Origin of the sequence: Shewanella sp. WXL01 (genome assembly GCF_012263345.1) — a bacterium.
Classification (GTDB): domain Bacteria; phylum Pseudomonadota; class Gammaproteobacteria; order Enterobacterales; family Shewanellaceae; genus Shewanella; species Shewanella maritima.
The window spans coordinates 50,981-66,631 of the sequence record NZ_JAAIKQ010000002.1 but is presented as its reverse complement, the minus strand read 5'-3'; the positions used below and the strand labels follow the sequence as shown (position 1 = coordinate 66,631).

Annotated in this window: 8 protein-coding genes and 2 tRNA genes; 7 read left to right on the top strand and 3 right to left on the bottom strand. The window is 45.3% G+C overall.

Translation table 11 applies throughout. The annotated features are described in order from the left end of the window. The first annotated feature begins 347 nt into the window (after nt 1–347). The 3 genes from G3R49_RS05525 to iadA all read left to right on the top strand — a co-directional run bounded on the left by G3R49_RS05525 (nt 348) and on the right by iadA (nt 6,063). Nucleotides 348–3,263 (top strand): TonB-dependent receptor, encoded by a 2,916-nt coding sequence (locus G3R49_RS05525; protein WP_210147126.1) that lies wholly within the window; start codon nt 348–350, stop codon nt 3,261–3,263. A gap of 145 nt (nt 3,264–3,408) precedes the next feature. Further along, the gene (yfcC, locus tag G3R49_RS05520) at nt 3,409–4,911 is read left to right on the top strand and encodes a putative basic amino acid antiporter YfcC (protein WP_167868953.1); all 1,503 of its coding nucleotides are present in this window, start codon (nt 3,409–3,411) and stop codon (nt 4,909–4,911) included. 21 nt (nt 4,912–4,932) lie between these two features. Next, entirely contained in the window at nt 4,933–6,063 is a 1,131-nt protein-coding gene (gene iadA / locus G3R49_RS05515) for a beta-aspartyl-peptidase (protein ID WP_167868952.1), read from the top strand. Between the two features lie 121 nt (nt 6,064–6,184). Here iadA and G3R49_RS05510 read toward each other — a convergent pair whose 3' ends face one another. Next, on the bottom strand, nt 6,185–6,913 hold the full coding sequence (locus G3R49_RS05510) for an outer membrane beta-barrel protein (RefSeq protein ID WP_167868951.1): 729 nt from the start codon (nt 6,911–6,913) through the stop codon (nt 6,185–6,187). A 289-nt stretch (nt 6,914–7,202) separates the two neighbouring features. Between G3R49_RS05510 and G3R49_RS05505 the strand changes: the two genes are divergently transcribed. The 3 genes from G3R49_RS05505 to G3R49_RS05495 all read left to right on the top strand — a co-directional run bounded on the left by G3R49_RS05505 (nt 7,203) and on the right by G3R49_RS05495 (nt 8,705). Continuing rightward, nucleotides 7,203–7,278: transfer RNA gene (locus G3R49_RS05505), tRNA-Phe, on the top strand. Nucleotides 7,279–7,285: 7 nt separating this feature from the next. After that, nucleotides 7,286–7,361, top strand: a tRNA-Thr gene (locus G3R49_RS05500). Between the two features lie 276 nt (nt 7,362–7,637). Continuing rightward, complete coding sequence (locus tag G3R49_RS05495; protein WP_167868950.1) at nt 7,638–8,705, top strand: diguanylate cyclase; 1,068 nt, start codon at nt 7,638–7,640, stop codon at nt 8,703–8,705. 16 nt (nt 8,706–8,721) lie between these two features. Here the strand turns inward: G3R49_RS05495 and G3R49_RS05490 are convergent, their stop codons facing one another. Together G3R49_RS05490 and purL are read right to left on the bottom strand one after the other, a co-directional pair. Next, a complete protein-coding gene (locus G3R49_RS05490) occupies nt 8,722–9,480 on the bottom strand; it encodes a hypothetical protein (protein ID WP_130597894.1) in 759 nt (252 codons plus the stop codon). A 351-nt stretch (nt 9,481–9,831) separates the two neighbouring features. Further along, nucleotides 9,832–13,713, bottom strand: coding sequence for a phosphoribosylformylglycinamidine synthase (gene purL, locus G3R49_RS05485; protein ID WP_167868949.1), 3,882 nt, complete (start codon nt 13,711–13,713; stop codon nt 9,832–9,834). 383 nt (nt 13,714–14,096) lie between these two features. Here purL and mltF point away from each other — a divergent pair, with 383 nt between their 5' ends. Continuing rightward, complete coding sequence (gene mltF, locus G3R49_RS05480) at nt 14,097–15,527, top strand: membrane-bound lytic murein transglycosylase MltF (RefSeq protein ID WP_167868948.1); 1,431 nt, start codon at nt 14,097–14,099, stop codon at nt 15,525–15,527. The last annotated feature ends 124 nt before the right edge of the window (nt 15,528–15,651 follow it).

Below are 15,651 nucleotides of genomic sequence, written 5' to 3'. Positions count from 1 at the left end.
GCTATTGACAACAAATTCTATCAGGAGTAATTCTAAAAAAAGAGAACGAAAAATTGCTTGCGCCAACAAGCATCCTATTCACCCATCTAGGGATGTCGTAGACACCCTGAAGTTTGAGATAAGATATTTTTATATGTACAAGAAAGCATTCTCGCTATCAACATATTCTTATCAAAACTACTACCTTTCGGAGTGGTTTGACGAATAAACATTTGAAGCAAGCTATTGTTTCGAAGACGTTTTGTCATTCGTAGCTCACTATCTAAAAAATATTATTCATTTTTTATTTCCGCGCACGGCACAAAAATAGATCACAAGTGCGTCTGGAATTTAGGAAGGTAGATAACATGACTCTGTTCAAACCCAACACTATTGCCCTTGCGCTAGCTAGCCTTTGCTGTACCAACCTTACCTTTGCTGCAGAGCAAGATACCCAGCAGGTCGAAAAAATCACTGTTACTGGTAGTCAAATCAAAGGTGTCGATCTAGAAGGCATGCAGCCTATGGTGGTCATTTCAAGCCAAGATATTAAAGACTCTGGTGCTTCGACCATTTCCGAGCTTATGAGCCAAATCACCCAAACTCGCGGCGGTGAAGGTTCGTTTACCACATCAGAAAGTGGCGCTACATCTACCTCAACTCCTGCTGGGCAAGCTGCGGCCTCACTTCGCGGCTTAGGCCCAAGCTCCACATTAACGTTAATCAATGGTCGCCGAGTTGCTGCCAGTTCATTTGCATCAGGTACGCAGAACTTTGTCGACGTAAATAGCATTCCGCTAGCCGCAATTGAAAGAATTGAAGTCTTGGCAACAGGCGCGTCAGCAATTTACGGCGCCGATGCGGTTGCTGGGGTAATCAACTATATCCTAAAAACAGACTACCAAGGCGCTGAAGTCAATCTGTCTTATGGGAACAGCTTTGCCGGTAGCGACGAAGGCAGATACAACCTCAATGCGGTATGGGGCACAGAGCTACTAGGAGGCAGGTTAACCCTGTTTGGTGACTACTATGACCGTAATAGCTTTGACGCCCAAGACCGTGACTTTACCCGCAATCCTGCCTTGGCAAGTAACTATTCATATCTACCCAAAAACACGCCAAATATTTATTATTATTCAGCCGTTTCAGGCGACGAAATCGGCGCACCAAACTGTGCTACTGAACTAGTCACGACCGAGTATGGCGAACAAATTTGTGCTTATTACAGCAACCAAGATGACGAGCTGATAAGCGAGCTTGAAAGTGCTTCAACAGGATTTATCTTCACTAAAGACATCGGAGAGATAACCTGGAATACAGACTTTTTCTACAGCCGCACTAAATCTGTCGCGGTATCTTCCCCTGCACCAATTAACGATATCGATGATGGCGAAGGCCCATGGGTAGATGAGTCGGCTCTTGATGCGTTTGATGAACAAACACGTAATGACCTGCTCGATCAAATGTATATCGACCCTTTCCCTGAGCTAACGCAAGCAGGGCAGCAGCTATACGGTTTTCGATTTGATGCCCGCTTTGCATCACCTCGTACGGTTGAAGTTGAAACCAACGCATTTCGCTTAGTTTCCAGCTTAGAAGGTCAAATCAAAGGTTGGGACTGGCAAAGCGGGATCACCCTGTCGCAATCAAAATCAGAGCAACAAGCCATTGCTGGCATTTATAATCGCTATAAATACCACGCCGCGCTAGCAGGAGAGCTATGTAGCGATGGCACTATCGCAAGCTTTGACGGTAACGATTTGAGCTGCGCCAGTGGCGATTTAGTTGCCATGTACAACCCGTTTTTAACGGGTGATAGTTCCAATGACAGTGTCCTTGCCATGACGCAAGAACAGCCAACTCGTGATGGTAAGAGTACCGTTTATGCCTGGGATGCGAGCATTTCAGGGAAATTATTTGAGCTCGGCGATAACTATGTCATGGCGGCTTTTGGCGCTGAAATACGCAAAGAAGAAATCACTGACGTTCCTTCTGAGAATTCCCGTGCCCGCGCTGAAGATGAATACCTTGTTGATGTATTTGGCTTTGGCTCAAGTCTGTCAGAAGCGAAGCGTCAACAGTTTGCCGCTTTCGCCGAATTCCACATTCCACTTACCGACCGCCTAGAAATGCAGGTCGCAGGACGCTACGACAACTATGATGATTTTGGCGATACTTTTAATCCCAAAATCGGCTTTAGTTACCGCCCTGTAGACTCTTTGGTGTTACGTGGTTCATGGTCAACCTCATTTAGAGCACCATCGCTGACACAAGCTGGTGTAAAACTTAGAACCACCACGGCAACCTATGACTGCGGAGCCAATCAAGCGGTTGCGGACTTGTACTGCAGTGGTGAAAGCTTTGAGTCTAGCCCGAATGTACTTGAACTAGGTAACAAAAACTTACGTGCAGAAGAGTCTGAATCCCTTAGCTTTGGCCTCGCATTTAGTCCAACTCAAGACACTAACCTGACCCTTGATTATTGGCAATTTGAGCATGATGACCTTGTTGATACTGACATGACAGCCGTGCTTGATGCGGCAATTACCGACCATACGCTGCGCCATTGCGGCATCGTGCCTGAAGGACAAATGGGGATTTCATACGATGAAGACCTATGCTTAGTAACGGACAATTCAGGCTTAACCATCGAGCAAGCTGGCGCAAACTTAACAGAGATCCTTGATGCATGGGTCGATTTCGATAACCCACGTGATGCTGAACTGCCACTATATCGCGACCATATCATTCAATTGCAAAACACGGGTAAACAAACCGTAAGAGGCATAGATCTGGCAATGAGCCATGATTTTGAATTCGAACTTGGCCGCTTGTCATTATCGCTAGATGCGACACATTATCTTGAGTTCGAGCGTAACAAGCCTGGCTCTGATGAAGTTGAAGAGTTAATTGGCACCTGGCGTTACCCGCAAAACATTGCCAATTTCAGAGTTGGTTGGGTACAGCAAGACTTCTACGCAAGTTTAACTGCGCAATACACTGACAGCTATGCCGATGACATTTCTGGGTTAAGAGGACGAAATATCGATGAGCTGGAAGATTTGGGTGAGTTAGATGCCAATGGCGAGCGAGATGTAGATTCATGGACAACAGTGCGCGCTAACCTAGGCTATGACTTTGATAACATGAATATTAATCTCACTATCAATAATCTATTTAACGAGAAACCACCTGTAGCTTATGGTTCGCGCCGCGGTTTTGATTCCATTAATCACAACGCCCTAGGTGCTAACTATAAAGTGTCGTTTAGCTATTTCTTTTAGATAACCTGAACTCTGGTTAAATAACCTAACCACAACTTGCCTGAGCAATTCACTTGCTTAGGCAAGCTATTTCCCAAGGCACCAGTTATATACACGCGACTGTTTGCGGTAGAATAGCCAACAAAAATAATTAAGAGTGCTCTCAATGACAGACCCGAAAAGCCAAGGCAGCGATAAAACTAAATCGGTTAACTCTAGGTCGGTTAACTCTAGGTCGATGCCAGATGCCTTTATCATCTTATTTTTTGTCGTGTTAGTCGCGGCAATTGCAACCCACATTATTCCTGCAGGTAAGTTTGCCACCGAAATTAACCAGGAAACGGGCAAGAAAGTGTTGGTCTCCGATAGCTATCAAGTGGTTGAAGACTTTCAAGGCGTGCCGCTATTTGCCGATGGTGGCAATGCCGGATTTTTAAACTTTGCCTTTGAAGGCATGGTGTCAGGCGATAAATGGGGCTCTGCCATCGGGGTGATGATGTTCATCATTCTCACTGGCGGCGCCTTTGGTATCGTAATGAAAACCGGCTCCATTAATAATGGGGTGATAGCGCTTATCAGCAAAACGCAAAAGCTCGAAGTGTTGTTTATTCCCATACTATTTACCCTATTTTCACTGGGCGGCGCGATTTTTGGAATGGGCGAAGAAGCCATCGCATTTTGTATTGTGCTATTGCCATTAATGCTGGCAATTGGCTATGACTCTATCACCACTGTCATGGTCACCTACGTTGCCACCCAAATTGGTTTTGCCGCCTCATGGATGAACCCATTTAGTGTGGCAATTGCCCAAGGCATTGCAGATATACCTTTAATGTCTGGTATGGAGTTTCGCGTCATCATGTGGTTTGTATTAACTGCAATCGGTGTTGTATTCACCATGCGTTATGCGGCAAATATTAAGGCCAAGCCAGAGCTTTCAGCTAACTATCTAGTTGACAAAACCTATAAAAGCGAAACGCCAAGTACTGCTAGCACGTTTGATAAAACTGACACGGCCATTTTAGCGAGCTTTTTCTTAGCTATTATTTGGGTGATTTGGGGCGTAGTAGCTAAAGGGTATTACATTCCAGAAATTGCCAGTCAGTTTTTCACCATGGGCGTGGTCATTGGCTTGATTGCGGTAGTCTTTAAACGTCTAAGCGTGAATGAAGTTGCTGATGCCTTTAAACAAGGTGCTAAAGACTTATTGCCTGCCGCTATGATAGTGGGTATGGCCAAAGGCATAGTGATCATTTTGGGCGGCGATCAGGCCGATGAAGCATCGGTACTCAATACGGTTTTATACGGCGCTGCCAACGTTATTGGCGAACTACCAACAACCTTATCTGCATTGTTAATGTTTGTTTTTCAGTCGGTATTTAACTTCTTTATTGCCTCTGGCTCAGGGCAAGCTGCACTGACCATGCCACTAATGGCACCACTAGGCGATCTCGTTGGCGTAAGCAGACAAGTGGCAGTATTGGCATTTCAACTTGGTGACGGCTTAACTAACCTTATCATTCCAACATCGGCGTCGTTGATTGGCTGTTTGGGTGTTGCTCGTATTGACTGGTTGGTATGGGCTAAGTTTATCAGCAAGTTCATGTTACTTATCATGACTAGCGCCGCCCTATTTATTGTCGTCGCAGTGTTTATTAATTTCTCATAACGCTGCAGTTAGGACTATTTTATGAAACTTTTTAAGCAGGCAAGCGTGTTTGCCCCCAAAGAGCTTGGCGTCAAAGATGTATTGATTGCCGGTGGCAAGATCATCGAAATCGCCGATGACTTGAGTAAGTTTGAGCACGATGGCGTTGAGGTCATCGACGCAAAGGGCAAGATTTTAACGCCGGGTTTTGTCGACTCTTTAGTACATATTACCGGTGGCGGCGGTGAAGGCGGATATGGGACTCGCACCCCAGAGATGACCATCAATGAAGCCATTGAAGGTGGCGTAACAACTGTCATAGGTGTATTGGGGACTGATTCAATCACCCGCTCGTTAGAAAACTTGCTTGCAAAAAGTTACGCCCTTGAAGAGCAAGGGATCAGCGTTTATAGCTACACTGGCTCATATCACTTACCTGCGGTGACTGTAACAGGTTCAATCACCAAAGACATTATGCTTATCGATAAGTTTATTGGCATTGGCGAGGTTGCCATTGCCGATCACCGTGGCTCGCAGCTTACTGAGCAAGAACTTGCAAAAGCTGCATCTGAAGCGCGCGTTGGCGGCATGCTATCTAATAAGGTAGGGATTGTTAGCGTCCATGTGGGTGATGGCGAGTCTGGCGTTAGCCTATTGCATCAAGTAGCTGATGAAACTGACATTCCGCTATCCCAATTTTACCCTACTCATATCAACCGCTCTCAAGCATTGCTTGAGCAAGGCATTAAGTTAGCAAAAGCAGGCGGCGTGATTGATTTCACCACCAGCACCAATGAACAAATTCTGGCATCGGGCGAAGTAAAAGCCGCGCAAGCATTAGCCATTGCCCTTGAGCAAGGCGTGCCAGTATCGCAGCTCACGATGAGCTCAGATGGCAATGCTAGCCTGCCGGTATTTGATGAAGCGGGTAACTTAACAGACTTGCAAATTGGAGAGGTCAAAAGCCTGCATCAAGCCATGGTCGAAGCTGTGCAGTGCTTTAATGTGCCGCTTAGTGACGCGCTTGCAAGCATTAGCTTATCACCTGCGAATATCTTAAAGCTTGATAACAAAGGGCAAATAAAATCAGGGCTGGACGCCGACATTAACTTGCTATGCGCTGAAACCTTGGCGATTGAAGCTGTGTATGCCAAAGGGAAACTGCTCGCCTAACCTTATCTAGCCTACCCCTGCCTGAATGTTGAAAGTGTAAAACAACAAAACGCCGACTAACTCATTGAGTTGGTCGGCGTTTCTAATCCTACTTTGGTTAGTTTTTCAATCACTCAAATAGTTAGAACCTCGCTTGTATGGAGATACCAGTTGAGTTTGTTCCCTCATTTATGCCTGTATGGGTATAACCGAGTTTAAGGCCGACATAATTGTTAAAGGCATATCGAATGGCAACCCCTGCCAAATAACTAAATTGGGTTTCTGTGTTGCTGTAATTATTGATAGGCTCGCTTTCATCGCACCCTTTGAAAATTATTCCGTCGTCAGCTTTACACGACCTGAAGTCAAATTTCTCAACTCCATAAACGCTGCCCATTGAAGCATCAAAATACCAATTCCCAGAAATATTGGCGCTATAAGTCGCCTCTAGTGAATATAATTTTGAACTGTAATCAGCTCTGAGTAACGAATCGTCTTTGAGTGAACTTGACGTGCACGCTCCAAACATATCCGTTAACCAGCAGCTTTCACCAGTGTGGGCTGCAAACTTTACTCCCAAATTCGGTGTAAACTGGTAACCTAAAGCGAGTCGAACCGAGATAGATTCTAAGCCAAAATCTAAGTTTTGGTAGCTAAAGTCATGATACTGAAAGTACTGAACACCAAACTCGACTAACCATTTTGGGGGAATTGAAGAACTAAGCTGTGTTGTTTCGTTTTGAGCTATTGAGGTCGGTTTACTCGCCAACTCTATGTCAGCTGAAGGTTCAACCTGTTGTGCAAAAACACTGTGGCTATGTAAAACACTAGGCAACAATACTGCGGCCAATAAACCTAGATTATTGTTCATATATTTCCTTATAAGAATGCTCCTTGAAAGCACTAGCCTACATCACTCTTTGGTAATTCACCACTTAAGTCATATAGATAGGAGAGTTTTATCCAAAGCCAGTGTCACTTCCCCCATTCGAGTAAGCGCTAGCTTTTTGAGCAGTTAACATTTTTAGTTTAAAAAACTAAAAAAAGCGCTTGCAGGATAAAATTCATATCTATATTATGTGCCCCACTTCGAAGGCGCAGTGCTCGTCATAAAATGAGTTGCTCAACTTTGAAGTAGACGACAAACACTGACGTTTGTTGCCCGAATAGCTCAGTTGGTAGAGCAGAGGATTGAAAATCCTCGTGTCCCTGGTTCGATTCCGGGTTCGGGCACCACTATTTAGCCGGCATAGCTCAGTTGGTAGAGCAACTGACTTGTAATCAGTAGGTCCCGAGTTCGACTCTTGGTGCCGGCACCATATAAAGAAACCACTCAATCGAGTGGTTTTTTTTCACCTGAAGAAACTGCAAAGCAGCCCTTCAAAGCTATCGATTAGCGTCTTGCGGAATAACGTCCGGCAAATTGTTCTATGTAATTGCTAGAACAATCAATTACCTTCCTTTATATTTAACAACTATGTAACAAGATGTTTTGATATTGGCTTGCCCTACTTTTGCAAGCCACTCTTTATGAGACAAAGTGCTTTAGTTAAAAATCGGCACAGTAATCAGACTAACCGACTCGGACAATAATAATGACAAATAAATCCAGTAGTGAATTAGTTATCCGCAGACTATATCAGATCACTCAAAGCCATCATCAGGGGTTTGAGCAGCAACTTTCTGAGTTGCTAAAAATGGGGCTTGAACGTTTTGAGCTAGATATTGGTATTCTTTCCAATATTGAAGGAGACAACTACCTAGTCGAGCACTGTGTCACACCCGATGATGTTTCGCTCAAGTCAGGTGATTGTTTCGATTTTGGTGAGAGCTATTGCAATATCACCTGCAAAGCGAAGGGACCAATTAGTATTGAGCACATGGGAAAAGATGATAAGTATGCCAGTCATCCAGCCTACAAGGCATTTGGACTTGAGTCGTACATTGGCATTCCACTGCGTCTTAATGGTCAGCTATATGGCACGCTCAACTTTTCCAGCCCAAAGCCATACACTCGTCACTTTAAAGAGGTCGACATTGACGCATTGCAGTTAATGGCATCTTGGATTGAAGTCGAGCTCATTCGCCGCGAGCAAGAACAACAATTAAAAGCATTAAACGAAGAACTGCGTCAGCTCGCTGATTTTGATTCGCTAACCGAAATCCCTAACCGTCGCGGTATGCGCAAAACGCTGCAAAAAGACATCAACAGGCTCAGTAGAGTCAAAGGCCAAGGCACACTAGCGCTTATTGACATTGACAACTTCAAGCAGCTTAATGATGCCTATGGCCATCAAACGGGTGATCAAGCGCTTGCAGAGGTTGCTAAAGTGATTAACTCAGGGCTAAGAGATTACGATTTAGTCGCCCGCTTCGGTGGTGAAGAGTTTTTATTGTGGTTACCTGACACCCAGGAAAGTGGCTGTCAAAAAGTTAGCCGAAGAATTATGAATGATATTGGTCAAATCAAACTGACCAATAATCCAATCACAGTATCGATTGGTTCATGCAGCTTTGATTTTAAGGCAATGCTGCACCATTCATCCAGGTCATTAAACATAGACAAGATTATTGACGATGCGATTTCCATTGCCGATAACGCCTTATATGACGCCAAAGCTCAAGGTCGTAACCGCTTGATTACTACTGAGCACCAATTTTAAAAACCTCTTATCCAAACTAAAGCTCAATGTCGAGCTTTGGCTGTGATGCGTGCTGCTGCAATTGATACTGTTTAAGCCAATGACGTACAGCGAAACTCTCAGCTCTCACAATAAAACGGTTTGCACTGGTTTGGGTGCAAGCCTCAATAATATCGCTACCATTAAACCACACCACACATCTATCGCTGTTGGTACCACGCCTGCCGCTTAAAGAAACATAAATGCCCCGCTCGCCTTCTGTCATTTCACCTTTTCTCAGCTTAAAGCAGTAATCCTTATCATCATTTAACGGTAACTTGTCGTAGCAAAGCATTGGCTCAGTCATTATCTTATCTTGATATTGCTTTTCCAATTGCTGCATTTTCTTATCAGCTTGGTAATTCGCTCCTTGAGTACAACTTTCTGACTTGCACTGAGCTAAATCACTCGCTAAACGCTGCTCAAGGTGCGAAAGCTTCACCTGCAGTTGATGCTGCCAGTAGCGCGATGATGCTTCTACAATGTTTTGATAACTAGCACTTTGACCATACTTGCGCGTTAATAATTCATACATAGACTCAAACGAGGTTAAGCTAGACTTTTGTCTGTGACTAGACAGAATATAATTGCTTGAGTAAATAACGTCAGAGCTATAGTCAGCCACTCCCAGGTTAATGCTTTCTGTCAGCTCAACACCGTTTTGGCTAACTTTACTCCCTAATGACACTAATCGCCCCTGACGCATGCTTTTGATAGTAAATTGCTTATCACATAGTTTCGCCATCGACTGATTCATATCATCCCCAATTGCGATGCCCTTTATCTTGAATATACTTTTAACATCGCTATTCACCCCTTGCGAAATCCAGGGCTTAAACACCCTTGGCGTATCACATTTTGCCAGTGCACTTTGCGTAAAAAAGGTAAGGCTAAGTGCGCACAGCATACAATAGGCAGGCGAAATAAAGCTAAGGAAACGCATGGTTAAACATCCAATGTTAGAGGCGACAATTACCTCAAACTAGCAGTAAAACACGAGGCTTCAATGGCAAACCTATAAATTCATACTTTTATTGGAACAGGCACAAAAAAGGCGAACCAGATGGTTCGCCTTTTAGCATTCTAATGCTGTTACGTGAAAGCTAGCTTAGCCGAACTTAACGCGTGCGTTGCGGAACATACGCATCCATGGGCTATCTTCGCCCCACTCATCTGGGTGCCAAGAGTTAGCAACCGTTCTGAATACACGCTCAGGGTGCGGCATCATAATGGTTACGCGGCCATCGGTTGTACAAATACCTGTCATACCATTTGGCGAGCCATTCGGGTTAAGTGGGTATTGAGTGGCGATTTGACCGTTGCCGTCTACATAGCGTAGTGCCACTGTGCCAGTCGCTTCCGCTTTAGCTAACGCATCAGCAGATTTAAACTCAGCTAGACCTTCACCGTGTGATACCGCGATTGGCATACGTGAGCCAGCCATACCTTCAAAGAACACAGATGGACTTTGTTGCACTTCAACCAAGCTAAAGCGTGCTTCAAAACGCTCAGAGCGGTTACGTACAAAGTGTGGCCAGTGGTCACTACCAGGAATGATCTCTTTCAAGTTAGAAAGCATCTGACAACCGTTACACACACCCAGTGCAATGCTTGCATCACGCTCGAAGAAGCGGCTGAACTCGTCACGTGCACGGCTGTTGAATAAGATTGACTTAGCCCAACCTTCACCAGCGCCCAGTACGTCACCGTATGAGAAACCACCACAAGCCACTAGACCTTGGAACTCTTCAAGACTAATGCGACCTTCTAGAATGTCTGACATGTGAACGTCACGGCTCTCAAAGCCTGCTCGGTCAAATGCTGCTGCCATTTCGATGTGCGAGTTAACACCTTGCTCACGCAAGATTGCCATTTTAGGTGCGACACCTTTGGCAATGTACGGCGCAGCAACATCTTCACTTGGGTCGAAACCAAGCTTAACTTTAAGGCCTGGCGCGTCAGCATCTTGCTTAGCTTCAAACTCTTGCTTAGCGCACTCAGGGTTATCACGTAGCGCCTGCATGCGATAAGTGGTTTCAGACCAAAGGGTGCGCAGTGCTGTGCGAGTATCGCTAAATACTTCACGCTCGCCATCTTTAATGGTGATTTGGTTGTCACTGGTTAGTGAGCCGATTGCATGACATGCAACGCCTTTAGCTGCGAATTGTGCTTTAACCGCTTCAACATCGGCTTTAGCCACTTGAATTACTCCGCCTAACTCTTCATTAAATAGACGCTCAAGATCGCTACCAGCAAGCGCTGCGATATCGATATTCAGGCCAGTGTTACCAGCAAACGCCATTTCAACTAAGGTAGTAAATAAACCGCCGTCACTGCGGTCATGGTAAGCAATAACAGATTGCTCATTTACAAGCTTTTGCATCACTTCAAAGAAGCCTGCAAGTGATTGCGCGTTATCAAGGGTTGGCGCAACATCGCCTAGCTCGCTGTAAACTTGCGCTAAACAAGAACCACCTAAACGGTTTTGACCATTGCTTAAATCAAGCATTAATAGCTCAGTGTCACCTTTGTCAGAGCGAAGCTCAGGAGTCACTGTTTTACGAATGTCTTGTACAACACCAAACGCTGTGATGATTAGCGACATAGGTGAAGTAACTGTTTTGTTCTCGCCGTTATCTTCCCAAGCCGTCTTCATCGACATTGAGTCTTTACCCACAGGGATAGTCAGACCAAGCTCAGGACATAAGTCTTCACCAATGGCTTTTACTGCTTCATAAAGACCTGCATCTTCACCCGGGTGACCTGCTGGCGACATCCAGTTAGCAGAAAGCTTAATGCGCTTGAACGAGCCAATATCAGTACCAGCAATGTTCATGATTGACTCAGCAACCGCCATACGCGCTGATGCGTCAAAATCTAGTAGTGCAAGCGGCGTGCGCTCACCCATAGACATAGCTTCACCTGTGTAGCTGTCAAAACTTGATGCGGTTACTGCACAATCAGCTACCGGAACCTGCCATGGACCAACTAATTGGTCACGGTTAACAAGGCCGGTTACTGAGCGGTCACCAATGGTAATAAGGAATGTTTTATCAGCAACTGTTGGCAGAGTAAGAATGCGCTTAACCGCATCTTTCAGAGCGATTTTGCTTTGATCTAGCGCTGGTGACTCAGCCTTAGCTGATACCACGTCACGGCTCATTTTAGGTGGCTTGCCAAGTAATACTTCAAGCGGTAAGTCGATAGGCTTGTTATCAAAGTGGCTGTCGTCCAGCGTTAGATGACGCTCTTCAGTCGCTTCACCCACTACTGCAAATGGTGCACGTTCACGAGCACAAATTTCAGCGAACTTATCTAAGTTTTCTGGCGCAACTGACATAACATAGCGCTCTTGCGACTCGTTACACCAAATTTCTAGCGGGCTCATGCCAGGCTCGTCAGACGGTACGTTACGTAGGTCAAACACACCACCACGGCCGCCGTCATCAACTAGCTCAGGGAATGCGTTAGATAGACCACCCGCACCCACGTCGTGGATAAATTGAATTGGGTTGTCATCACCTAGCTGCCAACAACGGTCGATCACTTCCTGACAACGACGCTCCATTTCTGGGTTTTCACGTTGTACCGAAGCAAAATCTAAATCTTCGCTTGATTGACCAGACGCCATAGAAGACGCTGCGCCGCCACCAAGACCGATGTTCATTGCAGGGCCACCAAGTACAATCAGCTTAGCGCCAACGGTAATTTCGCCTTTTTGTACGTGCTCTTCACGGATGTTACCTAGACCACCAGCAATCATAATTGGCTTGTGGTAACCACGCACTTCAACGCCATTGTGGCTGCTAACTTGTTGCTCATAAGTACGGAAGTAACCGGTTAGCGCAGGACGACCAAACTCGTTGTTAAATGCCGCGCCGCCTAATGGGCCTTCAATCATAATATCTAGCGGAGTAACAATACGCTCAGGCTTGCCGTAGTCACCTTCCCATGGTTGTACAAAACCTGGAATTTTAAGGTTAGATACAGTGAAACCAGTTAAGCCAGCTTTTGGCTTAGAACCACGGCCGGTTGCACCTTCGTCGCGAATTTCACCACCAGAACCAGTTGCTGCACCTGGGTATGGGCTAATTGCTGTCGGGTGGTTGTGGGTTTCCACCTTCATCAATACGTGCATTGGCTCAGTGTGGTAGTTGTAGGTACCATCTGGGTCTGGGAAGAAACGACCCGCAACACTACCTTCCATTACTGCTGCGTTATCTTTGTAGGCAGACAGTACATGCTCAGGTGTGGTTTCAAAGGTGTTCTTGATCATCTTGAACAATGACTTAGGCTGAACTTCGCCATCGATTGTCCAATCTGCGTTAAAGATCTTATGACGACAGTGCTCAGAGTTTGCTTGAGCAAACATCATAAGCTCAATGTCGTTTGGATTACGGTTAAGCTTGATGAAGTTCTCAACCAGGTAGTCGATTTCATCTTCAGCAAGTGCAAGACCTAACTGCACGTTAGCGACTTCTAATGCGCGGCGGCCTTCACCTAAAATGTTCACGCTAGTGAATTTAGCTGGCTCAGTGCGCTCGAACAATACGCTCGCTTGTTCAAAATCGCTTAGCACTACTTCCATCATACGATCGTGTAGTAGCGCGTTTAATTGTTTTTGCTGCTCGCTACTTAGCTCACCAGCCTCAACATAATAAGCAATACCACGTTCTAAACGAGTAACTTTATCAAGACCACAGTTGTTAGCGATGTCGGTTGCTTTTGAAGACCATGGAGAAATGGTGCCAGGGCGAGGCGTTACGAAAATTAGCTGACCTTGTGGGGCGTGAGATTCAATCGCCGGGCCATAGGTAAGGATACGTTCTAGTTGCTGACGTTCAGTGTCATCAAGAGCTGCTGTTAAATCCGCTAAATGAACATATTCAGCATAGATATTTGTCACAGGAAGAGCCGCGCTATCGCAGGCCTCCATGAGTTTTTGAACTCTAAATGCAGAAAGTGCAGGGGCTCCGCGAAAGATTTCCATCACGTCTTTTCACCTTATATTTGTATAGCAGGGTCAGAATTGGGCGCAATTATAGGGAATTTACTACTACAAATCACCCGCAACAGCATATGAAAACAGTGTTTCCCGTTATGGGAAATATCACATTTTTTCAAAGCCAAAATCACCGTGAAAAAGCCTTACAATCTGGTGATATTCCATGGTGAATTGTGCATTTGTTTTAGCCGATTTTCGCCAAAGCTGTTAACCAATGTTAAAGTAACAACCTCAATTGGCGACTAAAGACATATAATTAATTTAATAATCAGCGGCTAGAGTAGTAAAATTGCGCCTTTGATTTAACAAACACACAACCGAACAACCTCATAGTTTCAGTAACTTATAAGGCACATCCAAAGCAACCTATGCTCAACAAGTTTACATTTGTCTTTTTCTGTATCCTACTTAGTGCATGTAGCAAGGTAGTGATTGAAGAAGTCCAGCTCAACCAGACTCCGCCTAAGCGCACTGTGCTTAAGGTGGGGACCTTGTATGGGCCGCAAATATACTTGAACTCAGAGCAAGGTGAGTCGGGATTTGACTATGAAATGGCCAAGCGTTTTGCAGACTACCTTGATGTCGAATTGCAAATGGTCCCGTTTAGCGATCGGCCGCAATTGTTTGCCGCGCTAAAAGCAGAAGAGATAGATATTATCGCTGCGGGTATTTCCAAAACCCCTGCCCGAACTGAGCAATTTAAGCTGGGGCCAACCCTCTACTTTGTTAATCAAGTACTGGTTTACAAAGCAGGCAAACCAAAACCCAGAGAGCTAAATCAGATTAATGGCCGCATGATGATTTTGCCTGACTCAGCCGCTGAAAATGCTTTAATCAAACTGCAAAACGATTACCCCGATCTCAATTGGATCACCGCCAAAGACAAAGAGTACGAAGAAATTTTGGCAATGGTGGTCAATGATCAACTTGACTACACAGTGTTAGACTCTAATAGCCTGCTGATTTCACAGCGTTTTTTACCAGAACTGCGCGAAGCATTGACGCTTGAAGAGAAAGTCGAAGTCACCTGGTTATTGCATCCGCAGCAAGACGACTACTTGCTTAGCCAACTGCTGGATTTTTGGCATCAAGAAAAACGTGCTGGTACCTTTGAGTACCTAGATGAAAAGTACTTTGGCCACGTTAAGCGCTTTGACTATGTCGACACCCGCGCGTTCATTCGTGCTATCGACAATGTGCTGCCTGAGTATCAGGCCATGTTCGAGAAATACGCTGGCGAGCTAGACTGGCGTAAATTGGCTGCTACCAGCTATCAAGAATCACACTGGAACCCAAGTGCCCGCTCACCAACGGGTGTGCGCGGCATGATGATGTTAACCCGCCCTACCGCATCTTATGTTGGGGTAAAAAACCGACTTGATGCCGAGCAATCGATCCGCGGCGGCGCTAAGTACTTACAAAACATGATTGACCGCCTACCGGAGTCAATACCAGATAATCAAAGAATTTGGTTTGCCCTCGCCTCGTACAATGTCGGCCTGGGTCATGTGGAAGATGCGCGCAAAATGGCGCAATCCATGGGGTTAGATCCAAGTGCGTGGCGTGACGTCAAAAAAGTATTGCCGCTATTGCAGCAGTCTAAATACTACAAGCAAACCCGCTATGGCTATGCTCGCGGCGGTGAAGCTGTGCATTACGTTGACAATATTCGCCGTTACTACGACACGCTAGTGTGGGTAGACAACCAAACTAAGCAATTAAAAGATGCAGAACCGGAGTCTGAAGTGGAAGTGATTGCGGAAGATACAACTCAGCAGGTTCAAGAGTCAGCGCAATAGCTTGCTCAAAGCTACTTAACCCTAAAGTGTTTACGCCAAAACCCTTGACCAATAACGCCTGCCCTACAAACTAACGGCACCTAACCCTTTCTCAATAAACACAAGTTATATTTTAAAGGTTGAT